This is a genomic window from Amycolatopsis sp. NPDC004079 (assembly GCF_040610415.1).
GTDB lineage: Bacteria > Actinomycetota > Actinomycetes > Mycobacteriales > Pseudonocardiaceae > Amycolatopsis > Amycolatopsis halotolerans.
Genome location: NZ_JBEXMH010000031.1, coordinates 41,707 through 68,126, shown reverse-complemented (window position 1 = coordinate 68,126; position 26,420 = coordinate 41,707). Strand labels below are relative to the sequence as shown.

Here is a 26,420-nt window from a genome sequence, read left to right as displayed (position 1 = left end):
CTATCGGCCGCAAGCCTGGGGTTGCAATTTCTGGCCGCCGCCGGAAAGCGTGACGGTCCCGGACGCTCCGCCACCCCCTGCCTCGAGCACGGTGCAGATGATCTGCGAGACGGCGTTGGGCGTCAGTTCCCGCACGTTGACCCCGATCGTCGCGTCACTCACGCCGATGGCGATGGGCTCGAACGACGGCGGCAGCTCTGTCGTGTACCCGCCGGCCCGTTCGCCCTCGTCCGGCCCCTGTTCCAGCACCCGGACCCGATCCGCGGCCACGTCGCCGACCCCGCTGCGGACCACCGGCACGACGTTCCCGTTCAGCACGAAATACACCATCGCCGAGTGCCCGAGATTCCCGTTGGGCGGCCCGCTGGGCGCGTTCTCCCCGGTGATCACGCCGCTGGGCCGCACCCCGCAGCTCGCCGCCAGCACCAACACGGCGATCAGCCCCACCAATCGCTTCACTGCCGTACCTCCCGAGGCAGCCACAACGTGAACACCGCACCGCCGCCGGGCCGGTTCCCGGCGGTCAGCTCCCCGTGATGCAACCGCGCGTTCTCCCACGCGATAGCGAGCCCGAGCCCGCTCCCTTCCGACCGGCTGCGAGCGGTATCCGCCTTGTAGAACCGGGCGAACACGTGCGGAAGCACCGCCTCGTCCAGCCCCGAGCCGGAGTCTTCGACGGAAAGCGTGATCCCCGCCTGGTCGCCCCGCAACCGGACGGTCACCGGCTCCCCGCCGTGCCGCAGCGCGTTTCCGACGAGGTTGGCCACGATCACGTCCAGCCGGCGCGGATCGACTCGCGCCCGGATCCCGTCCGGCAGATCGGTCTCCACGGCGAATCCCCGCGCCCGCAGAGTCGCCCGGACCGCCTCGGCCACGTCGACGTCGTCCACCGCGAGCGACGCGGTACCCGAGTCGAACCGCGTGACCTCGATCAGATCGTTCACCAGCCGCGCCAGGTTGTGCGTCTCCTGGCTGACCAGCCGCACCGCCTCGCCCGCCGCGTCCGGCAGCCGCTCCGCTTCGGCGTCGAGCATGTCGGTGACGGCGGTCATCGCGGCCAGCGGCGTGCGCAGTTCGTGCGACACGTCGGCGACGAACCGCCGGGCGTCGGCTTCCATCCGGCGCAGTTCGCCGACGTGCCGTTGCAGCGATTCGGCGGTCGAGTTGAACGTCTCGGCGACGCTGGCCAGCTCGTCGCTGCCGCGCACGGTGATCCGGGCGTCGAGGTCGCCCGCGCCGAGCCTGCGGGCCGCGCGTTGCAGCTCGCCGACCGGCCGCAACACGCTGCTGGCGGCGAGTACGGCGAGGATCAAAGCCACCACCAGCGCGGCCCCGCCGGCGAGCCACGCGTTCCTGGCGAGCCCGTTCACCGCCTCGATTTCCGCGTCGAGATTGCGCAGCTCGTAGACCTCGATTCCGGAGGGGATCGTCGGATTCCGCCGGTCGCCGGTCGAGATCAGCAACGGCGAGCCCAGCGCCAGCTGCGTCACGCCGCCGATGTCCACGCGCTGCCACGCGACCCGGCCGGCCTGCACGGCCCCGCGCAGCTCCGGCGTGATCGCCGAGGCGGGCATGTTGCCCGCGCTGTGCCCGCCGCTCGTCACCAGCGCGGAGTTCTTCCGGCTGTTCAGCCGGTCGGCGGCCGACTGCAGCGCGCCCGTGTCCACCGGCCGCCGGGGGAGCGGGTACAGCTGCTTGAGCTGGTTCGTCATCTCGACGGCGGCGTTGTCCTGGGTGCGCTGCAGGATCCCGTCACGGGCCCGCACGTACCCGATCCCGGCGACGGCCACCGCGGTGAACACGCTCAGCAGCGCGAACGCGACCAGCAGCCGGGTGCGCAGGCCCCGGAACTGCCAGCCGGTCACAGCGGCCCGAATCGGTAGCCGAAACCGCGCAGGGTCTGGACGTACACCGGTTTCGCGGCGTCGTCCTCGATCTTGGACCGCAGCCGCTGCACGCACGCGTCGACGAGCCGCGAATCGCCGAGATATCCCTGATCCCACACGGATTCGAGCAGCTGCTGGCGGCTGAGCACGCGGCCGGGGGAGGCGGACAGCTCCAGCAACAGCCGCAGTTCGGTCGGTGCGAGTCCGATGACCGTGCCGTGCTTGCTGACCACGAGACCATCGCGGTCGATCGTGAGGTCGCCGTGCCGTTCCGGACCCGGTTTAGCGCCCTGGTTCCGCGGTTCGCCGCCGGTTCGCCGCAGCACTGCCCGGATGCGCGCCTCCAGAACGCGGGCCTGCGCGGGCTTCACGACGTAGTCGTCGGCACCGGCTTCGAGGCCGGCCACCACGTCGATGTCGTCGTTGCGCGCGGTCAGCATGATGATCGGCAGGTCGCCGGACGCGCGGATGCGCCGGCAGACCTCGAAGCCGTCCATCCCGGGCAGCATGAGGTCGAGCACGACGACGTCGGCCGGGTCCCCGGCGAGCCGGGCGAGGCCTTCCTCGCCGGTCTCCACCGCTTCGACCGTGTGGCCCTGATACGTCAGGGCCAGCCGCAGGCCGTCGCGCACGGCCTGGTCGTCTTCGATCAGCAGCACCCTCGGCATGTCTCCCACTATCGCAGCCCGCCCGTCCGCCCGCCCGGACAGTCCACAGCGGACAACCCGGCCCCAGCCTGCCCGGCCCGGATCCCCGCCCGGTGCGTGCCGTGTCATCGTTCGGTAACAGCGCCGCCGTGGCGAACTGTTACAGAGCTGTCAAACTCCGTGCGCAGTGCGCGCACACTGGGGCCCGAAAGTGAACGTCATGATCGAGTCGCTTCGCCGGCCCCGGGTTCTCGCAGCCGTCACCCGCCTCCTCGCGGTGGCGCTGCTCCCGGCGGCTTTCCTGCGTTCGCCCGGCCGCGGCCGGTACCTGGCCTGCCAGTGGGCGCTCGCGATGAGATACCCGGCCGAGGACCTCGCGGGCCTCAACGAACCGGCCCGCGCGGCCTTCACCGCGGCGCGCACCGAGGCGTTCTGGCGGCACCGCCAGCTCATCGGCCTCACCTCCGGCCACCGCGACGCCGCCGACCAGCACCGGCTGTTCGCCGAAGAGGTGCACCGCACCGGTTCCGTCACCGCGGCCCGGCGCCGGGTGCTGCCGCCGCACGAATCGGCCCACGTTCGCGGCACGGCACTGGACGTGCGCCCGAGCGAGGGCGCGGCGTGGCTGGAGCGGCACGGGCCGCAGTATCGGCTGTATCGCCGCTACGACAACGAATGGTGGCACTTCGAGTACCACGCGCACACCGTGCCGATGCGGCTGCCTGACCCGGATTCTTTGCGTCCGTCTTCGATGGCCAGGGTCGCCAGCTAGGGTGATTTCCCGTTCGCGGCACGGGATTCCAGGTATCGTCTTTCGGGAACGCTGAGTGTTTTCTGTGCCGCTGAACGGTAATAGACCCTGGCCTGCACCTGCTCGCCCGCCAGGTCGAGCAGGTGCGCGCGCACGACGTCGACGCGATGGTGCTCGTCCAGCCCGGCGATCTCGTCCAGCTGCCGCAATCCCTCGCGCGCGCCGTGGACCATGGCGACCGGGACGATCCGGTTCAGCGCCGCGACCGGACTCGGCGCGACGGCGAGCAGAAGGTCGTAGAGCGCGAGGATCTGCGGCCAGTCGGTGTCCTCGGCGCGGGCCGCCTCGTCGTGCACGGCGGCGATCGCGGCCTCGAGCTGATACGGCCCGAGCCGCGCGGTGACCAGGGTTTTCCCGATCAGGTCGAGTCCTTCGGCGATCGCGGCGGAGTCCCAGCGGGAGCGGTCCTGTTCGGCCAGCGGCACGGCGGCACCGTCCGGCCGGGTCCGCGCGGGCCGCCGGGCGTCGCTGAGCAGCATGAGCGCCAGCAGCCCGGCGACCTCGCCGTCGCCGGGGACCTGTGCGTGCAGCTGCCGGGTGAGCCGGATCGCCTCGGCGGTGAGTTCGACCCGATTGACCGCGGTCCCAGAGCTGGCGGTGTGCCCCTCGGTGAAGATCAGGTACAGCACCTGCAGCACGGCGGCCATCCGCTCGGCCCGTTCGTCCGGCGGCGGCATCCGGAATCGCGCGCCGCTGAGCCGTTTCTTCGCCCGGTTGATCCGCTGGCTCACGGTTTTCTCCGGCGCCAGCAGAGCCCGGCCGATTTCCGCCGTGGTGAGGCCGCCGACCGCTCGCAGTGTCAACGCGAGCTGGGACGCTTTGCCGAGTTCGGGGTGACAGCACAGCATCAGCAGGGTCAGCGTGTCGTCGTCGGCCGGTGCCAGTTCCGGTTGCGGCACCGCCAATCCGGCGGCCGTGTGCTCGCGCTGCCGGCGGGCGGACTCGCTGCGTTCGATGTCGATGCGCCTGCGCGCGGCCGCGGTGATCAGCCAGCTCCTGGGATTGTCCGGCAGGCCCTGCTCGGGCCACTTCACCGCGGCGGACAGCAGCGCTTCCTGCACCGCGTCCTCGCACAGCGCGAAGTCGCCGAACCGGCGGCAGACAGCGGTGAGCACCTGCGGCGCGAGGTCGCGCAGGAGCTGGTCGAAACCGGGCGGGGGAGTCAGAGATCCAGCTCTTTCACGTTGCGGAGCGGCCGTACCTCGATCTTGCCGTACACCGCGTCCGGCACCCGGGCAGCGTGCTCCAGCGCCCGTTCCATGCTCTCGCATTCGACCAGGTAGAAGCCGACCAGATGCTCCTTGACCTCGGCGAACGGCCCGTCGCTCGCCACCGCCTTGCCGTCCCGCACGGTGACGCACCTGGCTTCGGCGGGGTCCGCCAGCCCGTCGCTGAGCACCAATTCGCCGGACTCCTCGAGGGACCGGTTGAGCGCGAGGTGGCTGCGGCCGAACTCGGCCTTCTTCTCGTCCGGCAGCTCCTCCCAGAGCGCGCGGAACCGCGGATTGCTGTGGATCATGATCAGGTACCGCACTCCCGGGCCCCCTTCGAAAGTTTTTCGCCGCCGGTGTCGCTTTCCGGATTCCGGCTCCGACGTCCCCGGTGAAAGTCAGCTGAGGAAGGAGCATAGTAGTGCGGAAGATCGTGGCCGGACTGTCGGTTTCGCTGGACGGGGTGACCGAGTCGCCGCCGGACTGGATGATGCTGAACCACGAGGCGGACGAGGTGATCCGGGGCAGCATCGCCGAGTCCGACGCCATCCTGCTCGGCCGGAACACCTACGCGGACTTCGCCCGGATGTGGCCGGGGCTGGGCGACTCGTCGCCGATGGCCGCGTTCCTGAACAACACCCCGAAGTACGTCGTGTCGAGTACGCTCGCCGAACTGGACTGGAGCGGCTCGACGCTGCTCGGCGCGGACCTGGCGGCCGAGTTGACCGCGCTCAAGGGCAAGCCGGGCAAGAACATCCACATTCCCGGCAGCCCCCGGTTGGTGCACTCGCTGCTGCTGGCGGGTCTGCTGGACGAGCTCAATCTGCTGATCCACCCGATCGTGCTCGGCTCGGGCGCGCGGCTGTTCGAGTCGCCCTCCGACCGGGTCGCTCTCGAACTCGCCGCTTCCCGGACCTTCGAAAACGGCGTTCTCTCGGTGACCTACCGGCCGAAGCCGGGTTCCTGATTCTCAAGGAGGAAAAATGTTCGACACCAGCAAAGCATTCAGCGGTTTCTCCGTCGACGACATCCCGGTCGCGCGGAAGTTCTACGTCGAGACGCTCGGCATCGAGGTCACCGAAAACTGGGGGATGCTGCGCCTGCGCCTCGCCGAAGGACGCGAAGTGCTCGTCTACCCGAAGGGCGACAAGCACGTTCCGGCCGAGTACACCATTCTCAACTTCCCGGTCGACGACATCGAGCGAGCGGTCGCGGACCTTGGCGCGGCAGGCGTTTCCTTCGAACCCTTCGACGGGGTGGACGAGAAGGGCGTCTTCCGGCTCGGCGGTCCGCTGATCGCGTGGTTCAAGGATCCGGCGGGGAATATTCTTTCTGTCCTCCAAGAAAACTGAAGAGCAAGACTGAAGATGCCGGACCGGCCGCCCGGGTGAGAAGTTGGAGGCATGACGACGATTTCGGTGCCGGCCCGGACGAGCTGGCGGGGATTGCTCGCCGTGGCGGCGGCAGCGGTTGTGGTCGCTTCGGCGGTGGGCTTTTTCCGTGCTTTCGAAATGCCCGGGACGGACCCGGCCGGTGCGATGGGTTCGATGGCCGACCGGCGGCTGCACGGCATGGCGCTGGCCGACATGCCGGAGATGTTCGTGGCCGGAACAGCGTTGCTGCTCGCCCTGGGAGCCGCGCTGGTTCTCGGCCGGACACGGCACAGTGTTTTCCCAGTTGCCCTGCCACAGCCGAAATTCCGGGGAAGGCGGACGATCGCGGTGGTCGCCACTGCCGCGCTGACGATCGACATCAGCAAGACGTCGACGCTCGGGTTCGTCATTCCCGGCCTGCGCGCGGAATACGGCATCGACGCCTCGACCGCGTCGCTGCTGGCGGTCAGCGGGCTGTCCGGCACCGCATTGGGCGCTCTGCTGTGCAGCCAGCTGGCCGAGCGCATCGGAAGGCGGGCCTGCTACCTGCTCGCCACGCTCGGATTCACCGCGACCAGCATGTGCGGAACGATGCCGAACTTCGGCGGCAACGCGGTGATGTGCTTCCTGATGGGCATCGCCGTCGGCGGGCTGGCTCCGATGCTGATCACGGTCCTGAGCGACCTTTTCCCGGGACGCGGCAGGGGAGCGGTCGTGACCGGGTTGTCGATCGTCGCGACCGCGATCGGCTACCTGGTCGCGTCCGGCTCGGCGTTGTGGCTGGAGCCGGTGTTCGGATGGCGGGTGCTGTGGCTCATCGGCGCGCCGACCGGCCTGCTGCTGGCCGCCGCGGCAGCCGTCATCCCGGATCAACGCGGCGCCCCCGCGCAACCCGCGACCGAGGCGAACTGGCTGGCTCGGAACACGCTCACCACGCGGCTGCAATGGGTGTTCGCCTTTTCGATCGGTTTGACCACCTTCGGCCTGACGACCTGGGTGCCGACCCTGTCCCGCGTCGGCGGCCTTTCGCTGACCACGGCGAACGCCCTGCTCACCGGATCCGCGGTGGCGATGGTGCTGTGCGCGGGACTGCTGACCTTCGGCTACCGCCGCTTCGGCCCGACCGGCGTGACGGTGCGACTAGCCGTCTGCACCGCAATGCTGTTGCTGGCACTCGCGGTGTCCGGATGGGCAGTCGCCGCGCCGTGGCTGTCGGCCGCCGTGCTGACGGTCGCCTTGCTGGGCGTCAACACCATGGCCGCGGTATTCCTCCCCGTCGCCGCCGACGTGGCCGACGACGGCCAGCGCGGCCGGGTCGCCGGATCGGTGTCGTTCTTCAACCGGCTCGGCGGATTGGCCGGTCCGCTGGTGCTTTCGCTCCTGGTCACGTCAGTGCCGGACGTACTGACGGCGGTCGCGCTCCTCGCGCTGCTGTGCGGTTCGGTCGCCGCTTACACAAGCCGACGACAACGGATGCTGCGGAAGGCCGGTGCGGAGGTGGGGTGACTGCGGGGTCTGTCAGCGGTCGCCTTGCTGAGCGTCGACACGATGACGGTGGTGTTCCTGCCGTTTGCCGCTGATGTGTCCGACGACGGCCAGCGCGGCGGATCGCCGGGTCGGTGTCGTTCTTCAACCGGCTCGGCGGCCGGTTGGCCCGCTGGTGCTTTCGCCGCCGGTCACGTCCCTGCCCCAGGACTGTCCACAGTGGTCAAAACCGCCGAGCGAACGGCAACGGACGACGCATCCGCACCAGCAACAGCAACGGGACCAGCACGTAAGGGAGGTTGAACGCGAGGAACTTGCCCGGATTGCCAGTACGGGTCGCCGGGTCGCCGAAGAACTCGACGCCGAACACGACGATCCCGGTGAGCGTGACGATCATCGTCGCGTAGATCACCGCGAACAGCTGGATCCCGTTGCGGCCCGCGACGAGGCACCAGACGAGCACGACATAGAAAGGCAGGTACGCGAACGCGGACAGCCCGGTGACGATCCGCATCCAGTCCGGCGGGTGCATGAAGAGCGGGTCGGCGTCGTGGGCGTACCAGTAGTTGGAGTCGACGAAGAAGTTGCCGGTCGGGCGCGAGAAGTCGACGCCGATCGTCGGCAGCAGGTCGCTGATCAGCGACGTCACGATGAAAGCCGAGAAGATCACCGCGAAGAAGAGGTCGATCTTGCGCTCGCGCAGGGGCAGGTTCGCCGTCGTGGTGCCCATCGGCGGATTCTACGGCGTCGCGCGGGCGATTCCGGCAGTAAAGTCGCGGTCATGAACGCGTTCCAGGTGTGCCTCTGGGTTTTCGCGGGCGTGTGCGCCGGCTGCTGGCTGTTGTCGGTGCTCACCAGGGAGTACTCCTGGGTGGACCGGATCTGGTCGGTCGTCCCGGTGGCCTACGCCGGGATCTTCGCCGGTCACGCGGGGTTCTCCGACGCCAGGCTGAACCTGCTGTTCGCGCTCGTGTTCCTGTGGGGCGTGCGGCTGACGTTCAACTACGGCCGCAAGGGCGGCTACGCGCGCGGCGGCGAGGACTACCGCTGGGCAGTGCTGCGCGCCCGGATGGCTCCGTGGCAGTTCCAGCTGTTCAACCTCTTCTTCATCACGCTCTACCAGAACGCGATCCTGCTGCTCATCACGCTGCCCGCGTGGACCGCGCTGGATCATCGGACGCCGCTGGGCGCTGTCGACATCGTGCTGGCCGTCGCGTTCGTGGGCTGCCTGTTCGGTGAGACCCTCGCGGATCAGCAGCAGTGGAACTTCCACCAAGGGAAGAAGCGCGAGACGGCCGCCGGGCGCGCTCCGGACCCGCGGTTCGCGCAGACCGGGCTCTTCCGCTTTTCCCGCCACCCCAACTTCTTCTTCGAACAAGCGCAGTGGTGGCTGGTGTTCCTGCTCGGCGTCTCCGCGGCGGGCGCGGTCACCTGGACGATCGCCGGCGCGGTCCTGCTGACCGCCCTGTTCATCGGCTCGACGATCTTCACCGAGAGCATCACCCTCGGCCGCTATCCGGAGTACGCGGACTACCAGCGGCGCGTTTCGCCGATCGTGCCGTGGTTTCCGCGGCGCGCGGCGTCCGCACCCGTACGCGAGGGCTAGCCGGTACGTCCGGAATGTGGCGGTGGTCACGTCGATGCCGTGAACCGACGTCATGTCCGATGAGTCGGAAGGATACCGTTCGCTCAGTAGGGTGACGGTTCATACGACTGGGGGTGGACCCATGATCGGTTTCGAAACCGACGTGAAGGATCTGCGCAAGGCGAGCGGGTTCGTCGAGGACGCCGGGCACGCGGCGGAGACCGCGCGCGACGGCGTGCGCGGGCTGGACATGCCCGAGGCCACCGGACCACAGGGCATCTTCGGCGGGTTCAACCCGTTCGGCGGCGGCCCCACGACGGCGTTCGGCGGCTCGCTCGGCATGCGCCAGGTCGCGGCGGCGTACGAGTACCACCGCTCGAAGGTCGAGGAAGCGCTGGCGAAGCTCGCTTTCACCACGCAGCAGGCGAGCGTCGCGCTCGCGCGCGTGGCCGACCTGTACGAGAGCGCCGACGGGGAAGCGCGGATGGGCGTGCGCAACGCGGCAGGGGAGGGGCTCTGACGTGAGCGACCAGGAAAACTACTTCGGGCTGAGCGGCGGTTCGGACGAGCGCCCGCGCGAGCAGCTGCTCGAAGGCATCTGCGAGGACCTGCGGCAAGGCGCGAACGACGCGCTCGACGGCGTGCTGGCGTTGCGCTACGCGGAGTTCATGCTGTTCCAGATGATGGACGGCCTGTACGAGTCCTATCAGGACGAGGTCACGAGCATCTTCCGCGAGTTTTCCGAAGCCGACCTCAAGGACACCGGCGCTGGCCTGCAGGCGCTGATCAACTCCTACGAGCACATCTGGCAGAACCTCGGCCGCGGCTCGATGACGGAGCTGCGCCGGGCGAAGGAACTGATGGGCTCCTGGCGCGGCGAAGCGGCCGAGGACGTGAAGACGTATCTCGACCGGCTGTCGGAGACCTACGACCAGATGGCCACTGAGATCTCGGTGCTGGAGAGTGGCGTCGTCGCGGGCCGGGACAGCGTGTGGGGCGCGCGGGACGACCTCAACACGCTCGGCAAGTCGTTCAAGGACGCCGCGGAGAAGTACCAGAAGGACAAGGCCAAGGAGGGCGAGATCTCGCTGTCCAAGGTGATGACGACGGCCTTCACCGCGGCGCTGGTCGGGATGCTGGCCGCGGTCGCGACCCCGGCGGCCGCGGGTGCCGGGCTGAGCCTCGCGGCGGCGGGAACGCAGGCCGCGGTGGCCGGTGCGGGCGCGGGGCTGTCCGAGGTCGTGGCGGAGGCCTCGGCGCGGGTCGAAGGGGAGTCCTCGAAGGAGATCTTCGAGAGTTTCCTCGACAACGTCGAGAAGATCCGCTCGGGAATGGACCAGTCGACCGGACGGCTCGCGGACAAGATCCGCGAGAAGGCCGACGGCCTGCCCGACATCCCGAAGCCCGCCGACGTGAGTCCCGGCGACTCGTTCGACCCGTCCAACTTCGAGACCTCCAACACCCCGAAGGACACCGAGAAGAAGGTCCGGGACCGGAACGTCGACATCGCGCCGGACGGTTCGGTGTCGCAGCCGCTGACGCCGTCCACACTGGACTGACGTGGCCGATCCGGAAGAACTGCTCCGGGCACTGTCCGCGTTGTCGGTCGAGGCGTCCTCGGCCGACAACGCGGTCACTGCCACAGTCAACACCGACGGTGTCCTCACTGGACTGAAACTCTCCGGCACAGTGCGGAATTTGCCGCCGGAAGAGCTGGCAGCGCTGGTGCTGCACACGTACGCCGAAGCGCAGCGGAAATCGGCGCACGAGACGGCGTCGTTGCTGGCTCCGCTCGGCACTCGCGGGTACGTGATGGACCGGCTGAAGTGGCGGGCCGGGTTCACTCCGGACGTCGCCGCCGCGACTCCGCCCGCTGCTCCTCGGCGGCCTGCTCGGCCTGGTGCGTCCGTCGAAGCGAAACCGGCTGCGACGCCGCAACCGGTTGTGGTGCCGATTCAACCGAAACCCGTTGCTGCGCCAGGGAATTCTTCCGCACCGCACGCGGCAGCTCCCGGTCCTCGGCAAACAACGGGTGGCGCTTTCGCGGCGGCGGGCGAGGGCGACTACCTCCGCGACCGCACCGCCGACCCCGAGCAACCGGTGGAACCGGAACGCCCGGTGAGCGACGAGGACTGGTACGAGGCCGGGGTGCGGTTCGACGAGGCCTGGTAGCGGCTCAGCTGAGCGTGCCCTCGTCGCCGAGCAGCTTGCGCAACCCCGGCAGGACCGCGGAAAGGTCTTTGCCCGTACGGAAAGCGACGACCGTCGTCTCGGTCTCGCCGGTGTTGCCGAACAGCGCGACCGTGTCCGCCATCGCGGCGTCGAAGGCCGCTTCCGGGTCTGTCGTCTGCCCGCGCAGCCATCGACGCAGGACGTGGTTGTGCGCCGTCACCACGGCCGCCGCCATGAGTTCGGCGCGCAATGCGGTTTCCTCGCCGCCGCCCATCCAGCGGTGGACGAATTCCTGGAACAGCCGTTGATACTGCCGTGTGCCAGCGATCTCCCGCGCGCGCAGCGCGGGCACGCTGCGGGTGAGCCGGTACCTCGCCAGCGCCAGATCACCCTCGGCGACGTAATGCCGCAGCACCAGCCGCGAGGCCTCGGTGACCGCGACGGTCGCGGTGCGCGGGTCGGAACCGGCCAGCCGGGCCTCGATCGCGCTCAGCAGCACCTCGTGGTCGGGGAAGATCACGTCCTCTTTGGACCGGAACGCCCGGAAGAACGTGCTGCGCCCGACGCCCGCGCGGTCGGTGATGTCGTCGACCGTCGTCTGGTCGTACCCGCGCTCCTCGAACAGCGCGAACGCGGCCTCGGTCAGCCGTTGTTTGGCCGGTTTGTCGGGCATCGGGCCACCTTTCGCACGCACGCTGCGGCCAGCCTAATCGCCTGCCGGCCCGAGCGAGCAGGGTGAGGTGGGCCACCCCGCCCTGGCCTACCCGTCGGTACTGAGTACCGTCATCGTGAAACCAAGTACCGGAGGGATGGGTGAGGCACGTGGAGCTCGTCGGCGTGGTCGGCTGCGGCCAGATGGGGGCGGGGATCGCCGAGGTGTGCGCCCGGGCCGGGCTGGACGTCGTGGCGGTCGAATCGAGCCAGGCCGCCGCTGACGCGGGCCGGGCGCGGCTCGAGGCCTCGCTGGCCCGGGCCGAGCGCAAGGGGAAGATCGCGTCCGCGGCCGACGTGCTGGCGCGGATCCGGATCACCGAGGACCTCGACGACCTGGCCGACCGCACGCTCGTCGTCGAGGCGATCGTGGAGAACGAGGCGGTCAAGGCGGAGCTGTTCAAGAAGCTGGACAAGATCGTCGCCGCGCCGGACGCGGTGCTGGCGTCCAACACGTCCTCGATCCCGATCATGAAGCTCGGCACCGCGACTCAGCGGCCGGCGCAGGTGCTCGGCATCCACTTCTTCAACCCGGTCCCGGTGCTGCCGCTGGTCGAGCTGGTGCCGAGCCTGCTCACCGGCGACGAGACCACCGACCGCGCGCGGAAGTTCGCCGAGGAGACGCTCGGCAAGCACGCGATCCTGTGCCAGGACCGGGCCGGGTTCGTGGTGAACGCGCTGCTGATCCCGTTCATCCTCGCCGCCGTGCGCATGCTGGAGTCGGGCTTCGCGACGAAGGAAGCGATCGACGAGGGCCTCGTGCGCGGCGCCGCGCACCCGCAGGGCCCGCTCGCGCTGGCCGACCTGATCGGGCTCGACACCACGAAGGCGGTCGCGGAATCGCTGTACGAGGAGTTCAAGGAGCCGCTGTACGCGCCGCCGCCGCTGCTGGCCCGGATGGTTGACGCGGGCCTGCTGGGCCGCAAGACCGGCCGCGGCTTCTACACCTACTGAGTTCCGGCGAGGAGATCCCCGATGAGTTTCGACCTGTTCAAAATCAACGAAGACCACGAAGCGATCCGCGAGGCCGTCCGCGCGGTCGCCGAAGAGCAGATCGCCCCGCACGCCGCCGAGGCCGACGAGCGCGAAGAATTCCCCAAGGCGTCCTATGACGCACTGGTCGCGTCGGACTTCCACGCCCCGCACGTGCCGGAGCAGTACGGCGGCGCCGGTGCCGACGCTCTGGCCACTTGCATCGTGATCGAGGAAGTGGCGCGAGTGTGCGCGTCGTCCTCGCTCATCCCCGCGGTGAACAAACTCGGCAGCCTGCCGCTGATCCTGGCCGCGAACGAGGACGTCAAGGCGAAATACCTGCCGCCGCTGGCTTCGGGGGAGGCCGGATTCTCCTATGGACTGTCCGAACGCGACGCAGGCTCGGACACCGCCTCGATGCGGTGCCGCGCCACTCCTTCCGGCGACGACTGGATCCTCAATGGACAGAAGTCGTGGATCACCAACGCCGGTGTGTCGGAGTACTACACGGTGCTGGCGGTAACCGACCCGGACGGCCGCCGCGGCGCCAACGTGAGCGCCTTCGTGGTGGAAAAGTCCGACGCTGGATTTTCCTTCGGTGCCAAGGAAAAGAAACTGGGCGTCAAGGGCTCGCCGACGCGTGAGCTGCTGTTCGACCAGGTGCGCATTCCCGGCGACCGGATGGTCGGCGAGCCGGGCCAGGGCCTGAAGATCGCCCTGCGGACGCTCGACCACACCCGCGTGACGATCGCCGCGCAGGCTGTCGGGATCGCCCAGGGCGCGCTGGACCACGCGCTGGCGTATGTCAAGGAGCGCAAGCAGTTCGGCAAGCACATCGCGGATTTCCAGGGCATCCAGTTCATGCTGGCGGACATGGCGATGGCAGTCGAGACGGCGCGCCAGATGGTGTACACCGCGGCGGCGAAGTCCGAACGCGGGGATGCCGACCTGTCGTTCTTCGGCGCGGCGGCGAAGTGCCACGCCTCGGATGTGGCGATGAGCGTGACCACGGACGCGGTCCAGTTGCTTGGCGGGTACGGGTACACGCGAGACTTCCCGCTGGAGCGCATGATGCGGGACGCGAAGATCACGCAGATTTACGAGGGCACGAACCAGATCCAGCGGCTCGTGATGGCTCGGCAGCTTTTGAAGGGCTGAGGTACTTGATCCGGTAGTCCGGGCGGTTCTGGCTGCTCATGATCAGGCCGCTTCCGGGCCGTCATGGGAGCCAGGCCGCTCGAGGACCGTGTCGATCGCCTGTCTGGCGCGCTCGTGGCTCGACGGGGCGAGGCGCGGCCTGCCTGGTACGGAGTGGCTGAGTTCAGGAGGCCCGGTACTCGTCGAGGAGTCGGAAGAACACGTTCAGCGGTTCCTCGCAGTCGGCGTGCTTTTCGATAGCGACCGCCCATCCCGCGGCCATCGACCAGCCGAAGCGAGCCTCGATCCATCGGGCGAACGAGCCGACGGGCCACAACGCGAACTCCTCATCGAGCCCGTGAACGTCCAGGGCGACGCCATAGCCGAAGAGGATGCTTTGCAAGTCCCGCAGAGAACGTTGCCGAAGCCACATCTCCGGACGAAGCTGGATCTGGTCGAGGATTTCGTGAATGTCCCGGTACTGATCGATGGGTTTGGGCCGTTCCTCCGGCGCAGCTGTCACACCGCAGATTCTACCGGGCGGCGAGGGCGCTGCTGCGTCCTGAAAGGCTGAGGTTCTTCCGGCTGGGGAAGCGGCAACGTCGAGATCGGCGGTGCCGCTTCATTTTTCGACGCTCAGGACGCGGGCTTGTGCTGCCGATCATGCCGCCGCTGCGCCTTGACCACATCAATCGTCCGCGCACCGACCCAATCGAGCAGCCCCTGCAACGGCGTCGTGAGCTCCCGGCCAAGCTCGGTGAGCGAGTACGTCACCTTAGGCGGCGTAGCGGGCTCCACCGCACGGTGGATCAACCCATCCCGGGTCAGGGTGCGGAGGTTCTGCGAGAGCATCTTCTCGCTGATTCCGCCGATGGTGTCGCGCAGTTCGTAGAAGCGCGCCGGTCGATCGCGCAGCGAGAGCAGGAGCAGCATGCCCCAGCGGCTGCACACGTGGTTGAACACCTCTCGGCCGGGGCAGTCGCTGTTGAATGCGTCACCCGGGTCCGCGGCGGCGCGGCGTCCTGCCTCGATGCCTACTCCCATGTCGGGAGCTTACCTCGCGGTTCGTACTTACGAAAGGATAGCCCAAAACCTACGGTGAGCCTCATTGCGACACAAGGAGGTATTCCCATGACCATGACTCTGGTGCTCGGCGCCACCGGCAACGTCGGCCGTCAGGTGGTTGTTCAGCTGACTGAGCGCGGCCTTCCCGTGCGCGCGTTGGCTCGGCGGCCGGAACAGGCCAATCTGCCCGGCGGCGTTGAGGTCGTTCCCGGCGATCTGTCTGATGTGGACAGTCTGCGCGCCGCGTTGCGGGGCGTGGACTCGGTATTCTTGATGTGGCCGCTGATTTCCGCCGATCCGGCCCAGGAGATCGCGGACACGATCGCCGGAAGCGCTCGTCGGTTGGTGCTGTTGTCGTCGGCCGCGGCGCGCAGCGACTCGGACGACGCGATCAGTCAGGTCCATCGCTCGGTGGAGAAGGCGATCGAGCGCACGAGTCTGGAGTGGACATTCCTTCAACCGCACGGCTTCGCGGCCAACACGCTCGGCTGGGCGTCGCAGGTTCGCGAGGACGGCGTCGTTCGAGGGGCTTACGGCTCGGTGTACTCGACGCTCATCCACGAGGCCGACATGGCGGCGGTCGCGGTGACCGCGCTGACTTCCGACGGGCACGTCGGCGCCAAGTATGACCTCACCGGCGCCGCCGCGCTCACGCAGATCGAGCAGGTCCGGGTGATCGGGGAGGTGATCGGCCGCGAGACCCGCTGGGAGGAGGTGCCCCGGGAGGCCGCGCGCGAACTCCTGCTCGAGCGGATCCCGGCGAAGTACGCGGACGCCATGCTCGACGCGTTCGCCCGCTTGGCCGGTCGCGAACCTGACCGGCCGACGACGACGGTGGAGGACGTCACCGGGGTTCCGGCGCGGACTTTCGCCCAGTGGGTGGCCGATCACGCGGCCGAGTTCGGTCCCGCGGAGCGTTGAGGAGGCCCGGTGTCTAGCTGGTTCGGCAATTGCTAATATTTGCAATTGCTGAACCCTTCCCTCCGGCGCGGGAAGGCGAGACCCGGAGGCGGCATCGTGAGCAGACCGCTCTACCAGCTGAAAGCCGAGTTCTTCAAGACGCTCGGCCATCCGGCGCGGATCCGGGTGCTGGAGCTGTTGTCGCAGCGCGAGCACGCCGTCGCGGAGATGCTGCCGGAGGTCGGGATCGAGCCGGCGAACCTGTCGCAGCAGCTCGCGGTGCTGCGGCGGATGGGACTGGTCACCACGCGCAAGGAAGGGTCGAGCGTCTATTACTCGCTGACCAGCCCGCAGGTCGCGGAGCTGCTGGCGGTCGCGCGCGAGATCCTGACCGGCGTGCTGTCGGGCCAGGTCGAACTGCTCGACGACCTGCGCACCGCGCACGCGGGCGGCCCGCGTTCCCCGGAGAGCTGAGACGGACGATCCGACCGGAGGCGATGTGACGAGCGAATTCGTGCGGGAACTGAAGCGGGGCATCGCGGCGGCGCAGCGGGCGCTGGAGCACGCCGGCGAGGACGAGGCGGAGGGCCACCGCGAGAGATTGGCCGAACTGCGGGAAATCGCGCAGCAGAACGACATCGACCTCGGCGAGTCCGGCCGATGAGCTGGGCGCACCCTGAGCTGGCGATAGTCGGGGACGGCGCGTCGGCCGGGGTGTCGCGGCCGCAGGAGGACGCGCGGGCGATCCGGGAGCACACCGGAGTGCCGACGTCGGCGTTCACCGTGCGGTCGAGGGACGCGGCGGAGCTGGCGGCCGCCTTGCGCTCGCTGCCGGACGAGGTCGCGGCGGTGTACCTGACCGGGGCGGAACCGGCGAAAGCCCGTGCGGCGCAACGGGAACTCGCCTTGACTGTTCCAGTCGTCACCGAGGAAGAAACCGCCGCGATCGTGCTGACCGCGGCAGTGCTGATCCGCTCGCGACGGCTGCACGTCGCGCCGTTCGACGCGAAAGTGGTGGTAGCCGGTTCGGACACGATGCCGTTGCTGGTACCGCTTCTGGTGGCGTCCGGGGTGGGCGAGGTGGTGGCCTGGCGGCGAGACGACGCGGCCGGGTTCCCGCTGCCGGAAGTCGCCCGGAACGCGACGGCGGTGGTCGACGTGGTGGGGGAGTTCGGGGGTTCCGCGCTGATGCCGCCGGATCGGTGCGCGAGGCTGCTGCCGCTGCCGGGGCTGTTCGCGGCCCTGCGGCGGGGGCTGGGCGTGTCCGACCCGATGGACCAGTTGGACGTGCACCGGGCTTGCGCGCACGCGTTGACGACGCTCGCGCCGGTGGATCGGCCGTTGCCGGAGCTGTCGGATCCGGACCTGGCCACCCGGGTGCTGGACGCGATAACCGAAACCGCTCGGAAGCGTTAGGTCAGCGGTCGTAATACGTAGTCGGCCCCTCCGGCCACTGCCGCGTAGGCGGAGGCGGGGGCGGCTGCTGCTCCGCCCGGCTGCTCCGCTTCCGCCGGTGCAACGTCCGGGCACTGGCCGCCATGCTGCTCACCAGGGAAGCGATCACCAAGCCGATCACCAGGTTGATCGCCGCCGTGGCGATCTTCGCCTCCATGCCCACCGTCAGGGTGAGCGGCAGGACCACCGCGATGGCCGTGACCAGCACCATGATCCAGCCGAAGAACTGGCCCGGCGCGGGCGTCGCCACGCTCAGCAGGTGCATCAGCCCCGTCGCCAGCAGCGCGACAGCAGCGGCGGAGATCGCGTACGTCGGCGTGCTCGCCTTGCCCCACAGGCCATCGCCTTTCGGGGCCAGGACGGGCACGTCGAAGATCCCTCGCGCGATCAGCAGGCCGACCACCGCCACGAGCGCCGCGACTACCGCGGTGGCCACACCGCCCGCCCACAGCCTCGCCGCGTCGATGCCTGGCCGGGTGTCCTCCCCGTAATTGCCGGGGTACTGCTGAACCATCGGGCGGTCCTTCCCTCGCAAAAGCGGTCGCTGTCGATTGTCGCCCTACTGAGCCTGTTCCGCCGGATCGGCGGACTTCGCCAGCGTGCGCAACCGGAACGACAGGACCACCAGGGTTACCCCGTAAATGACCGCGTAAATCCCGATCAGCAGCGCGACGCCGAAGGCCCCGGCGATCGGGTGGAACAGCACGAGCACCCCGGCGATCACCGAAAGCGCGCCCGCCACGATGAGAAACGCCTCGCCGGTGATCTGCTTGCGCAGCCGGATCGCGGCGACGATTTCCATGATCCCGGTGACCACCGCCCACGCCCCGACGAGCGTCGCCAGCACCAGCACGGTCACCCCGGGCCACACGAGCGTCATGATCCCGGCGACCAGGCCCAGCACGCCGAGCAGCGCGTACGCGATCCGGTGCGCGCCGTCGCCCGGCCGGAACGCCTGCATGATCGCGCCGACCGCGTCGATCAGCACGTAGATCCCGAACAGGAAAGCCAGCGCCAGCACGGTGATCCCCGGCCACACCAGCGCCAGCACGCCGAACAGGACGCCCAGGATCCCGCGCGTGAGCACGAGCGGCCACGCGCGCCGCGGGTCGAGCACCGCGAAACCGAGGACGGGCGGAATGGGCGTGGACATGGATGCCTCCCTGGGTGTCGTGCTGACCTGGCGAAACGGTAGCCGGACCTGGGCGTCGTCGCCGGGACCTCACCCGATCGAGGGCGTTACCAATCGACGGTCAGTCCGGCGAGCCGCCAGGTTCCGGGGTCGGGTACCCGCTTCGCCTCGAGGACACGCAGTCCGGCGAACCGGTCGAGCAACGCGGTCAGCGCCACCTCCGCCTGCACCCGCGCGAACGACGCGCCGAGGCAGAAATGCGGCCCGTGCGCGAAACCGAGGTGCGCGCCCGCCGAGCGGCGCACGTCGAAGCGGTCCGGATCTTCGAAGACGCGCGGGTCCCGGTTCGCCGCCGCGATCGACGCGGTCACCGGCTCGCCCTCGCGGATCCGCACGCCGCACAATTCCAGCTCCTCGGTCGCCCGCCGGGGAATCGTCAGCAGCTGCGAACCGCACCAGCGCATCAATTCCTCGACCGCGCCCGGCCACAGTTCCGGTTCCGTGCGCAGCAGTTCGAGCTGATCCGGGTGCGCCAGCAGGGTTTCCACGGAATTGGCGATGAAATTCGCCGGCGTCTGCCCGGCCAGAACGAGCTGCCAGACCAACGCGACGGCTTCCGTTTCTGTCAGGCCCGCATCCGTCAGATGCGCGAGCATCGCGCTGTCGGGATGCGCGACCAAAGTCCGCGAGCTGTCGATGATCCCGGGCACGGCGGTGGCGAATTCGTCGCCGGACACCTGGACGACCGCCGCGCCGTATTCGTGCCAGCGCGGCCGCTGCGCTTCCGGCACCCCGACGAGCGCGCAGATGACCTCCATCGGCAGCGGCTGGGCGAACTCGGTCAGCAGGTCGACCGGGCCTTCCGAAGGCAGCGCGTCCAGATACCGGGCGACGATTTTCTCGATCTCCGGACGGAAATCCAGCGCGCGGCGGGCGGCGAACGCGGGCGTGGCCAGACGGCGCAGCCGGGTGTGCTCGGCGCCCTCCATTTCCTGCATGGTCCGCAGGTAAGGACGGCAGTGCTCGGGCACGTCCGGCCGCTGGTAACTGGCCTCGCTCAGGGCGAACCGCTGGTCAGTGAGCATCGCGCGGGCTTCGGCGTGCCGCGTCAGCACCCACATCGGCGGGATGCCGGGGCCGGTCAGCTTGGCGAGCGGGCCCTGCTCGCGAGCGGCGCCGTAAGTCGTGAACGGGTCGTTCGTGACGGCCGGATCGGTCAGGTCGAGTTCGGGAACGGGGACCAGGGCAGACACCAGCAACCTCCAGATGGGCAATTCAGATGATCTCATCATATGAATGGTGGCGGTATCTTGGCAAGGAAGCGGACCGGGAGGACTCACGATGGCGCGGCTGACCAGGGCGCAGACGCAGGAGCGCAACCGGGCGAAGGTGCTGGCCGCCGCTCGCGACGAGTTCACCGAGCGCGGGTTCCGCGACGCCAAGATCGACGTGATCGCCGAGCGCGCCGAGCTCACCCGCGGCGCGGTCTACTCCAACTTCCCTGGCAAACGCGCGCTCTACTTCGCCGTGCTCGCGGCCGAGGCGGAGCGGTTCGCCGCCCAGCCGCCCGAACCGGACCCCGGCCTCACGCCCGCCGAAGCGCTCGGCGCGTTCGCCCGCGCGTGGGTCGCCCGGCTGCCGCTGGCCACCGACCTGGACGCGCGCCTCGGCGTCGACCTGCTGCCGGAAATCCTCGCCGACGAACTCACCCACCGGCCGTACGCGCAGTTGCTGCGCTTCGACGCGATTGTGCTCGGCCTGGCGCTGGAACGGCTTTCGCCGTCGTCGGGCCGGTTGGTGCGGGTGGCGGAAGCGGCGCTGACGATGCTGCACGGTGCGAGTCAGCTCGCGGCCGCGGCACCCGGTTTCGGCGAGCCGTTCAACGTCGTGCGCGCGTGCGAAGCGTTGCCCACGCTAGGACTGAGCGACACCTGGCCGGAGCCGCCGATCGTGCCGCAAGCGCGGGCGGCCGGGGAATCCTGGTCTCCGCCAGAGGTTTTCGACGCTCTGCGCGAACGCCCGGCGCGCATCGACGGCGACGGCGTGGTCGCGGTGATCGGGCTGCACCGGTTGTCCGCGGTGGAGGAGGCCTTGCGTGCGGCTGGCGAGGTCACGCTCGTGGTGGTGACTGGTCAGCCGGGGGAGCTGGTGCCGTTGACCAATCTGGTGCTGGCGGATCTGCGCGGATTGCTGAAGCGCTCGTGCCCGGAGTCGGCGTGGCCGAACGTGCGCGTGATCGTGGACGAGACCGGCGCGGTGGCTGCCGCGGCAGGGGTTTCGGCGGTGAGCGACGCGACCGAGACCGCGATCCGGGTCCACAATGGACATATTCTGCTGCGTGCCGAGGGCTTCGGTGCCTGCCAGGCCGCCGCTACCAGCCCGGTGCCCGCCGAATCCGGGGAAGGGCGCTGAAAGCTGACCGGCGTTTCACCGTTTCTGGAGAACAAAACGGGAAAGGCAAACCGGCACGATCATCAGCGCGATAGCCGTCCAGGGCAGTGCGCCGGGCGCCGTGCCGAGCAGGACGCCGCCGATCAGCGCGCCGCCCGCGACGGCTCCGTTCCAGCTGGCGATGGTCAGCGACTGCGCGATGTCGGCACGGCGTCCGGCCAGGACCGCGGTGACCGCCTGGAACGACGTCGGCGCGCCGCCGAAAGCCAAGCCCCACAACGCACACGCGGCCAGCAGCAGCGCCGGATCGCGGCCGCCGAAGACCAGTATCCCGAAACAGCAAGCGGTGACGGCGGCGCAGCACGTGAGCACGGCGCGGGGATGCCGGTCGAGGGCGAGCCCCACCAGCCAAAGCCCGGCCACCGTGGCGGCGCCGAACAGCAACAGCCCGGCGCTCAACAGCGCGAGATGCCCGCGACCGGCATAGAACGGTCCGAGATAGGTGTAGAACATGTTGTGCGCCAGCGAGAATGCGATCACCAGAAGCAACAGCGGGCGTAGCCCCGGCGTGCGCAGCACTGCGCGGAGACTCGTCCGCGCACCCGGTTCCTCGCCGGACAGCGGGGGAACCACCGCCACGATCCACCACAGCAGCGGCGCCGCGACGAGGGCCATTCCGGCGAACACCCAGCGCCAGCCGACGAGTTCGCCGAGGGCGGCACCGGCCGGGACTCCGAGCGCGAAACCGACCGGGGTGCCCGCCATCGCGACGGCGAGCGCGCGGCCAGCACGCTCCGCAGGCACGAGGCGCATGGCGTAGTTCGCCACGAGGGACCACAGAATCCCGGTGAGCGCCCCGGAGGCCACCCGCGCCGCGAGCACCAGCGCGAACCACGGGGACAGCGCGATCGCCAAGTTGGTCGCTACGAACCCAGCGACCAGCAGGAGCAGGAGTTTCCGGCGGGGCATCCGGGCCGACGCCGCGGTCAGCGGCAGCGCGGTGAGCGCCGTGGTGATCGCGTACACCGTCACCAGCTGTCCCGCGGCGGCCGGGGAAACGCCGAGGTCGGCCGCCGCGGGGAGCAGGATTCCGGCCGGGACGATCTCGGTCAGGCAGCCCAGGAACACCGAGGCGGCCAGGGCCAGCAGGGCGGGGAGGGGGAGCGCGGTGCGGCCGGGCGGTGCCGTGACGTCCATGGCGGGGTCCTCGGGGTCGTGGCGGCCCGGCCGCGCGGGTTGTGTGGTTCGTCGCGTGGTGTTTGGCGACCGCGTTGGTCGTGCTGTCGCGGAGTGCGGTGCGGCCGGGCCGAAAACGTCCGGCGCGGGGTGGCCCGGCCGCGACCGGTTATGCGGTGTGCAGCAGCAGGTTGTGCGATCCGTCGCCGGGATCGACGACCTTGTCCTTCGTGGCCGCGTCGGTCATGCCCTTGGCCACCTGGTCCGGCGTGGCGTCCGGATGCGCGGACAGGAACATCGCAGCCACCCCGGCGGCTTCCGCCGAAGCGATCGACGTCCCGGAAACCACGCTGGACGCGCAGTCGCCGGTGCTGTCCGCCGTCGGAATGTCCTTGCCTGGCGCGTAAAGGTCCACGCAGCTGCCGAAATTCGACGACGGCACCCGGTGGTCGGCCTGATCGGTGGCGCCCACGGTGATCCCGGTGGTCTGCCGGGCGGGCGTGACGTCGCAGGCGTTCACCCCGGTGCTGCCGTCGCCGTTGCCCGCGGCGACGGTGTAGGCGAGGCCGTTCTGGGTCATCTTGTAGAGCTGGATGTCGAGGACCGTGCCGCTCGGACCGGCGAAGCTGAGGTTCAGCAGGGCCGGGCGCTGTGCGTTGAGGTTCACCCAGTCCAAAGCGGACAGAATCTCCTCGGACGTGCCCGTGCCGTCGCAGCCGAGAGTGCGTACCGACTCGACCGAAGCCTCTTTCGCGACCCCGTAGCGGCGGCCCGCGATGGCGGCCGCGACTTGCGTGCCGTGGCCGTTGCAGTCCGATCCGCTTTGGTCGTTGTCGGGATCGACCGCGTCGTACGCGGCGTGCGCGCGGCCGTCGAAGTCGTGGTGGCTGGTGCGCACCCCGGTGTCGAGCACATAAACGTGCACATTGGCCGCGGTGTTCGGGTAGGTGTAGCTGCCGTCGAGCGGGAGGTCCGCCTGGTCGATCCGGTCCTGTCCCCACGAAGGCGGGTTGTCCTGGGTCCCGGCCGCGGTGTAGACCTGGTTGGCCCCGACCGTGGTGACTGCGGCGTCGGTCAGGTACTTGTCGTGCTGTTCCTTGGTCAGCGAAAGGGAAAACGCCTGCGAGACCGAGTAGTAGACCCGGCGCAGCGTGCCGCCGTACTTGGCGATCAGCGCGTTCGCGGCGGCGGTGACCTTGTCCTTGTCCTTGTCCATCGGCTTGAGCCGCACGATGTACACCGCGGTGTCTTCCGCGACCGCCGCGGGCGCCACCGTGCCGGCCGCGACACAGAGAAGCGCCGCCAGCACGACGGCTTTCGGGGTGCGTTTCATGGTTATCCCTTCGGGGGACCGCCGCCGGGACCTCGGGGAGCCTCGGCGGCGGTCGTCGATGTCAGAGACCGTTCAGCCAGGTGCGCAGGTCGTCGGGGCCGCTGCCCTCGTCGAATCCGACCACCCGGCTGCCCTTCTCCTGGCCGCTGGAGACGTCGATCAGCGTCGGGATGTACTCGATGCCGTACTTGTCGGCGACGTCCTTGTTCTGGCCCTGCTCGCTCAGGTCCACCTTCGCCCAGATCCACTTGCCGTTGTCGGCGGCGTGGTATTTCTCCAGGTAGGGGGCCATCTTCTGACAGGGACCGCACCAGCTGGCGTAGAAGTCCAGCACCACCGGCTTGGTCTTGGACATCTCCATCACCTGGTCGTAGTTGGCCGAGGTGACGTCGATGACGGTCTCGTCCTGCGGGGCCAGCGAAACGTAGGACGCCGGGGCGGCGCCCGCCGGAGTCGCCGCGGCACCGCCGAGGAATCCCGCCGTGATCGCCGTGACGGCCGCGAACATCCGGATTCTGGTTCCCATGTTCTTCTCCTCTATTCGGGGTGGTTGACCGGCACCGGCGCCGGGCGCGCCGGGGCTTCGGGGGCGGGGCCGGTTTCGGTGGGATGCCCGGCCTCGACCCAGTCTTCGATTCCTTCGCGGTACTTGCGGACGTCGGCGTACCCGAGTTCGAGCAGCCGGGCGCCGACGAATTCGCTGTTGCGGCAAGGGGTGTTGGCGCAGTAGACGACGATCGCCGCGGTCTTGTCCGGGACCACCCCCGGCGCGTGCTCGTCGGTGAACCGCGCGGCCTGCTCGTAGGGGAAGCCGGGGATGTTGCGGGCGCCGGGAAGGTGCTCGCGGGCGTAGTAGTCGGGCGGCATGGTGTCGACGACGATCACCGTGCCCTCGTCCATCGCGGTTTTCAGCTCTTGGCGGCCGATCAGCGGCAGCATGCCGGTTCCTCCCGGGTTCCGGCGGCGGGCCAGCAGGCCCGCCGCGAGGTGACAGACGAACGCCACGACCACCGAGTTGATCGTGGGAATCCCGAAGTCGAAGACGAGCGCGAAAGCGGTCCCGAGGGTCCAGCTGACGAGTGCGGCCGGTTCCCAGTCGCGACCGGCGACCGCCTGTCCGCGGCGCAGGGCGGCGAAAACGGGACGGCACCGGCGAAGCACGAAGTACTCCGCGATGAGCACCCCGGCGACCGGCGGGGCGAGCACGCCGACCGCGGTGAGGAACCCGGCGAAATTGTCGGCGATCCCCAGCGCGGACGCGGCGGTGCCGAACACCCCGAGCACCAGGACCACGCGCACCCGGCTGACTTTGCGGTCGAACAGCACGTCCACGACGTTGACCAGGCCGAGCGAGGAGGAGTACAGGTTCCAGTCGTTGATCTTGAGGATCGCGGTGGCCAGCACGAGAGTGCCGAGCAGCCCCGACGAGGTGGTGACGATGCCGACGACGTCCGAGGTCGCGGCGGCGTGCGCGAGCAGCACGCCGATCAGCCCGATCAGGTACTCGCCGAGCGTCACGCTGAGCACGGTCTGCTTGACCACGTCGCCGCGGGTGCGGTTGAACCGCGTCATGTCCGGGGTCATCAGCGCGCCGAGGATGAACGCCCCGGACACCAGCGTGGTCGCCGCGCCGAGCGACAGCGGCGGTCCCGGCGGGGGAGCGGCGACCAGGCCCGCGAGCGAGTGCGTGTGCAGCGCGTCCAGCACCGAATACCCGGCCAGCACAAGGAAAGCGGGCACGGTGAGGTAGGCGGTCCAGGCCATCAGGCGGAAGCCGTAGACGGTGATCACGGTGATCGCCGCCCCGCCGACCAGCGCCCAGCCCCATTCCGGCAGCGCGCCGCCGAGCGCGCGCATCCCGTGCGCGAACACCCCGTTCTGCACGCCGAACCAGCCCGCGAGGCTGACCGCGACCAGCAGGCCGACCAGCGCGGAGCCCTTCCGGCCGAACCCGGCCCAGCGGGCGAGCACCGACGTGGACAGTCCCTCGCGCACCCCGGCGATGCCGAGCAGCACGGTGATGACCTCCAGCAGCACCGAGCCGATCGTGATGGCCAGCACCGCGTGCCAGAACGTCATGCCGTAGCCGAGCAGCGCGCCGACGATGAACTGCTGGAACGAGGAGACCTGCCCGAACCGCTGCACCGCGACCGACGGCCAGGAGCGGCGGGCGGCGTCCGGGACGCGGGTCAGCGAATAGTCGTCGTGGCGGTCGCTCATCGTCCGGTCGCTTCCAGCGCGGCTTCGGCGACGACCAGGAAACCCTGGCCCGGCTCGGGCCGGAACGCGAATTCCCGGTCGAAGAACTTCTCGAGAAACGGCACCCGCTGGTGGTAGACGAACATCGACCGCGGATTTCCGGTGATCAGCCCGGAACCGGCGAACAACGGGAGTTCGGCGAGGAAGTAGCGCACCGCGAGCCGCAGCGCCCGCTCGTCCGGCACGTTTCCGGTCCGGCCCTGCAGGACCCAGGTGGAAGCGCCGTAGCAGGCGGAGCGGAATGCGCCGTCGGTTTCGAAGCGGTTTTCCGCCGACGCCAGCAGTCGCCGATAGGCGGGGAGTTCGCGCAGCCGGGCCATGCCGAGGATCCGGCTCTCCGGGTCGGGCACGTCCAGCGCGCGCAGCGCGGCGGCGATCTTGTTGTGCACGTGGCAGGACTGCCGGTGCGCCTTCTGTTTCGCCCTGGCCGGCGGGTATCCGAGCGCTTCGAGCGTGTAGGCGGTGACCTCGTCCGGGACGAAAAAGCAGAACTCGGCGAAGCGGTCCGCGGTCCAGGCGGCGAGCCGGGTCAGCCGTTCCGCGGTGAAATAGCCGTTGAACGGGCTCACCCCGACACAGGCGTGCCGGACGTCCGGATACAGGCGGGCGCAGCCGGAAGACAGCGGAGTCGCGTCGAACATGGGAAATCTCCACCTTTTCTCGTCTCGATTCCGCGTTTTCTCCCGGCGGTGCGGGTCTGGTGCGCTCACTGTGCCGGG

Annotated in this window: 32 protein-coding genes and 1 pseudogene; 15 read left to right on the top strand and 18 right to left on the bottom strand. The window is 69.5% G+C overall.

Annotated elements, in window-relative coordinates; all coding sequences use genetic code 11:
• The 3 genes from ABZX37_RS28465 to ABZX37_RS28455 are packed head-to-tail and all read right to left on the bottom strand — an operon-like array spanning position 1 to position 2,554.
• On the bottom strand, positions 1-459 hold the full coding sequence (locus tag ABZX37_RS28465) for a hypothetical protein (RefSeq protein WP_354744597.1): 459 nt from the start codon (positions 457-459) through the stop codon (positions 1-3).
• Positions 456-1,865 carry a HAMP domain-containing sensor histidine kinase gene (locus ABZX37_RS28460; protein ID WP_354744595.1) on the bottom strand — a complete coding sequence of 470 codons (1,410 nt, stop codon included), beginning with the start codon at positions 1,863-1,865 and terminating at the stop codon, positions 456-458. The genes ABZX37_RS28465 and ABZX37_RS28460 overlap by 4 nt, the downstream gene beginning before the upstream one ends.
• Positions 1,862-2,554, bottom strand: a complete 693-nt coding sequence (locus ABZX37_RS28455; protein WP_354744593.1) for a response regulator transcription factor — start codon at positions 2,552-2,554, stop codon at positions 1,862-1,864. Before ABZX37_RS28455 ends, ABZX37_RS28460 begins: the two co-directional genes overlap by 4 nt.
• Positions 2,555-2,753: 199 nt before the next feature.
• Here ABZX37_RS28455 and ABZX37_RS28450 point away from each other — a divergent pair, with 199 nt between their 5' ends.
• Entirely contained in the window at positions 2,754-3,305 is a 552-nt protein-coding gene (locus ABZX37_RS28450; protein WP_354744591.1) for a D-alanyl-D-alanine carboxypeptidase, read from the top strand.
• Here the strand turns inward: ABZX37_RS28450 and ABZX37_RS28445 are convergent.
• Complete coding sequence (locus ABZX37_RS28445; RefSeq protein WP_354744671.1) at positions 3,302-4,510, bottom strand: sigma-70 family RNA polymerase sigma factor; 1,209 nt, start codon at positions 4,508-4,510, stop codon at positions 3,302-3,304. The genes ABZX37_RS28450 and ABZX37_RS28445 overlap by 4 nt on opposite strands.
• On the bottom strand, positions 4,507-4,878 hold the full coding sequence (locus tag ABZX37_RS28440; RefSeq protein ID WP_354744589.1) for a YciI family protein: 372 nt from the start codon (positions 4,876-4,878) through the stop codon (positions 4,507-4,509). The genes ABZX37_RS28445 and ABZX37_RS28440 overlap by 4 nt, the downstream gene beginning before the upstream one ends.
• 98 nt (positions 4,879-4,976) lie before the next feature.
• Here ABZX37_RS28440 and ABZX37_RS28435 point away from each other — a divergent pair, with 98 nt between their 5' ends.
• The 3 genes from ABZX37_RS28435 to ABZX37_RS28425 are packed head-to-tail and all read left to right on the top strand — an operon-like array spanning position 4,977 to position 7,434.
• Positions 4,977-5,522 (top strand): dihydrofolate reductase family protein, encoded by a 546-nt coding sequence (locus ABZX37_RS28435; protein ID WP_354744587.1) that lies wholly within the window; start codon positions 4,977-4,979, stop codon positions 5,520-5,522.
• 16 nt (positions 5,523-5,538) lie between these two features.
• Positions 5,539-5,907 carry a VOC family protein gene (locus tag ABZX37_RS28430; protein ID WP_354744585.1) on the top strand — a complete coding sequence of 123 codons (369 nt, stop codon included), beginning with the start codon at positions 5,539-5,541 and terminating at the stop codon, positions 5,905-5,907.
• Positions 5,908-5,958: 51 nt separating this feature from the next.
• Entirely contained in the window at positions 5,959-7,434 is a 1,476-nt protein-coding gene (locus tag ABZX37_RS28425; RefSeq protein WP_354744584.1) for an MFS transporter, read from the top strand.
• A gap of 202 nt (positions 7,435-7,636) precedes the next feature.
• On the opposite strand, the gene ABZX37_RS28420 is transcribed toward ABZX37_RS28425, so the two are convergent.
• Entirely contained in the window at positions 7,637-8,143 is a 507-nt protein-coding gene (locus tag ABZX37_RS28420; protein ID WP_354744582.1) for an emopamil-binding family protein, read from the bottom strand.
• Between the two features lie 51 nt (positions 8,144-8,194).
• On the opposite strand from ABZX37_RS28420, the gene ABZX37_RS28415 reads away from it, so the two are divergent.
• From ABZX37_RS28415 to ABZX37_RS28400, 4 genes are all read left to right on the top strand, one after another.
• Entirely contained in the window at positions 8,195-9,019 is an 825-nt protein-coding gene (locus ABZX37_RS28415; protein WP_354744580.1) for a DUF1295 domain-containing protein, read from the top strand.
• A gap of 121 nt (positions 9,020-9,140) precedes the next feature.
• Positions 9,141-9,518, top strand: a complete 378-nt coding sequence (locus ABZX37_RS28410) for a hypothetical protein (protein ID WP_344279014.1) — start codon at positions 9,141-9,143, stop codon at positions 9,516-9,518.
• Between the two features lies 1 nt (position 9,519).
• A complete protein-coding gene (locus ABZX37_RS28405; protein ID WP_354744578.1) occupies positions 9,520-10,557 on the top strand; it encodes a hypothetical protein in 1,038 nt (345 codons plus the stop codon).
• Position 10,558: 1 nt separating this feature from the next.
• Positions 10,559-11,170 carry a YbaB/EbfC family nucleoid-associated protein gene (locus tag ABZX37_RS28400; protein WP_354744576.1) on the top strand — a complete coding sequence of 204 codons (612 nt, stop codon included), beginning with the start codon at positions 10,559-10,561 and terminating at the stop codon, positions 11,168-11,170.
• A gap of 4 nt (positions 11,171-11,174) precedes the next feature.
• Here the strand turns inward: ABZX37_RS28400 and ABZX37_RS28395 are convergent, their stop codons facing one another.
• On the bottom strand, positions 11,175-11,843 hold the full coding sequence (locus ABZX37_RS28395) for a TetR family transcriptional regulator (protein ID WP_354744574.1): 669 nt from the start codon (positions 11,841-11,843) through the stop codon (positions 11,175-11,177).
• Between the two features lie 140 nt (positions 11,844-11,983).
• On the opposite strand from ABZX37_RS28395, the gene ABZX37_RS28390 reads away from it, so the two are divergent.
• Together ABZX37_RS28390 and ABZX37_RS28385 are read left to right on the top strand one after the other, a co-directional pair.
• On the top strand, positions 11,984-12,835 hold the full coding sequence (locus ABZX37_RS28390) for a 3-hydroxybutyryl-CoA dehydrogenase (protein ID WP_354744572.1): 852 nt from the start codon (positions 11,984-11,986) through the stop codon (positions 12,833-12,835).
• Between the two features lie 21 nt (positions 12,836-12,856).
• Positions 12,857-14,011 (top strand): acyl-CoA dehydrogenase family protein, encoded by a 1,155-nt coding sequence (locus tag ABZX37_RS28385; protein ID WP_354744570.1) that lies wholly within the window; start codon positions 12,857-12,859, stop codon positions 14,009-14,011.
• 163 nt (positions 14,012-14,174) lie between these two features.
• On the opposite strand, the gene ABZX37_RS28380 is transcribed toward ABZX37_RS28385, so the two are convergent.
• The gene (locus tag ABZX37_RS28380) at positions 14,175-14,513 is read right to left on the bottom strand and encodes a hypothetical protein (protein ID WP_354744568.1); all 339 of its coding nucleotides are present in this window, start codon (positions 14,511-14,513) and stop codon (positions 14,175-14,177) included.
• Between the two features lie 113 nt (positions 14,514-14,626).
• Complete coding sequence (locus tag ABZX37_RS28375) at positions 14,627-15,034, bottom strand: helix-turn-helix domain-containing protein (RefSeq protein WP_354744566.1); 408 nt, start codon at positions 15,032-15,034, stop codon at positions 14,627-14,629.
• An 87-nt stretch (positions 15,035-15,121) separates the two neighbouring features.
• On the opposite strand from ABZX37_RS28375, the gene ABZX37_RS28370 reads away from it, so the two are divergent.
• The 4 genes from ABZX37_RS28370 to ABZX37_RS28355 all read left to right on the top strand — a co-directional run bounded on the left by ABZX37_RS28370 (position 15,122) and on the right by ABZX37_RS28355 (position 17,371).
• Positions 15,122-15,976 (top strand): NAD(P)H-binding protein, encoded by an 855-nt coding sequence (locus tag ABZX37_RS28370; RefSeq protein ID WP_354744564.1) that lies wholly within the window; start codon positions 15,122-15,124, stop codon positions 15,974-15,976.
• A gap of 96 nt (positions 15,977-16,072) precedes the next feature.
• Positions 16,073-16,429: a metalloregulator ArsR/SmtB family transcription factor gene (locus ABZX37_RS28365; RefSeq protein ID WP_354744562.1), complete on the top strand. Its 357-nt coding sequence runs from the start codon at positions 16,073-16,075 to the stop codon at positions 16,427-16,429.
• Between the two features lie 25 nt (positions 16,430-16,454).
• On the top strand, positions 16,455-16,619 hold the full coding sequence (locus ABZX37_RS28360) for a hypothetical protein (protein WP_354744560.1): 165 nt from the start codon (positions 16,455-16,457) through the stop codon (positions 16,617-16,619).
• Positions 16,616-17,371 carry a hypothetical protein gene (locus tag ABZX37_RS28355; protein ID WP_354744558.1) on the top strand — a complete coding sequence of 252 codons (756 nt, stop codon included), beginning with the start codon at positions 16,616-16,618 and terminating at the stop codon, positions 17,369-17,371. The genes ABZX37_RS28360 and ABZX37_RS28355 overlap by 4 nt, the downstream gene beginning before the upstream one ends.
• 1 nt (position 17,372) lies before the next feature.
• On the opposite strand, the gene ABZX37_RS28350 is transcribed toward ABZX37_RS28355, so the two are convergent.
• The 3 genes from ABZX37_RS28350 to ABZX37_RS28340 form a co-directional block, all read right to left on the bottom strand.
• Positions 17,373-17,924, bottom strand: a complete 552-nt coding sequence (locus ABZX37_RS28350; protein ID WP_354744556.1) for a DUF6069 family protein — start codon at positions 17,922-17,924, stop codon at positions 17,373-17,375.
• Between the two features lie 45 nt (positions 17,925-17,969).
• Complete coding sequence (locus ABZX37_RS28345; protein ID WP_354744554.1) at positions 17,970-18,563, bottom strand: HdeD family acid-resistance protein; 594 nt, start codon at positions 18,561-18,563, stop codon at positions 17,970-17,972.
• Positions 18,564-18,649: 86 nt separating this feature from the next.
• On the bottom strand, positions 18,650-19,786 hold the full coding sequence (locus tag ABZX37_RS28340; RefSeq protein WP_354744669.1) for a cytochrome P450: 1,137 nt from the start codon (positions 19,784-19,786) through the stop codon (positions 18,650-18,652).
• Between the two features lie 97 nt (positions 19,787-19,883).
• Here ABZX37_RS28340 and ABZX37_RS28335 point away from each other — a divergent pair, with 97 nt between their 5' ends.
• Positions 19,884-20,954 carry a TetR/AcrR family transcriptional regulator gene (locus tag ABZX37_RS28335; RefSeq protein WP_354744552.1) on the top strand — a complete coding sequence of 357 codons (1,071 nt, stop codon included), beginning with the start codon at positions 19,884-19,886 and terminating at the stop codon, positions 20,952-20,954.
• Between the two features lie 15 nt (positions 20,955-20,969).
• On the opposite strand, the gene ABZX37_RS28330 is transcribed toward ABZX37_RS28335, so the two are convergent.
• From ABZX37_RS28330 to ABZX37_RS28305, 6 genes and pseudogenes are all read right to left on the bottom strand, one after another.
• Positions 20,970-22,130, bottom strand: coding sequence for an MFS transporter (locus ABZX37_RS28330; RefSeq protein WP_354744551.1), 1,161 nt, complete (start codon positions 22,128-22,130; stop codon positions 20,970-20,972).
• Positions 22,131-22,278: 148 nt separating this feature from the next.
• Positions 22,279-23,442, bottom strand: coding sequence for a S8 family peptidase (locus ABZX37_RS28325; RefSeq protein WP_354744549.1), 1,164 nt, complete (start codon positions 23,440-23,442; stop codon positions 22,279-22,281).
• Between the two features lie 61 nt (positions 23,443-23,503).
• Positions 23,504-23,968, bottom strand: coding sequence for a thioredoxin family protein (locus ABZX37_RS28320; protein WP_354744547.1), 465 nt, complete (start codon positions 23,966-23,968; stop codon positions 23,504-23,506).
• Positions 23,969-23,979: 11 nt separating this feature from the next.
• Complete coding sequence (locus tag ABZX37_RS28315; RefSeq protein ID WP_354744668.1) at positions 23,980-24,381, bottom strand: rhodanese-like domain-containing protein; 402 nt, start codon at positions 24,379-24,381, stop codon at positions 23,980-23,982.
• Between the two features lie 144 nt (positions 24,382-24,525).
• Positions 24,526-25,521: pseudogene (locus tag ABZX37_RS28310) on the bottom strand (cytosine permease); the annotation flags it as partial.
• A 137-nt stretch (positions 25,522-25,658) separates the two neighbouring features.
• Positions 25,659-26,342 carry a tRNA-dependent cyclodipeptide synthase gene (locus ABZX37_RS28305; protein ID WP_354744545.1) on the bottom strand — a complete coding sequence of 228 codons (684 nt, stop codon included), beginning with the start codon at positions 26,340-26,342 and terminating at the stop codon, positions 25,659-25,661.
• Positions 26,343-26,420 lie beyond the last annotated feature (78 nt).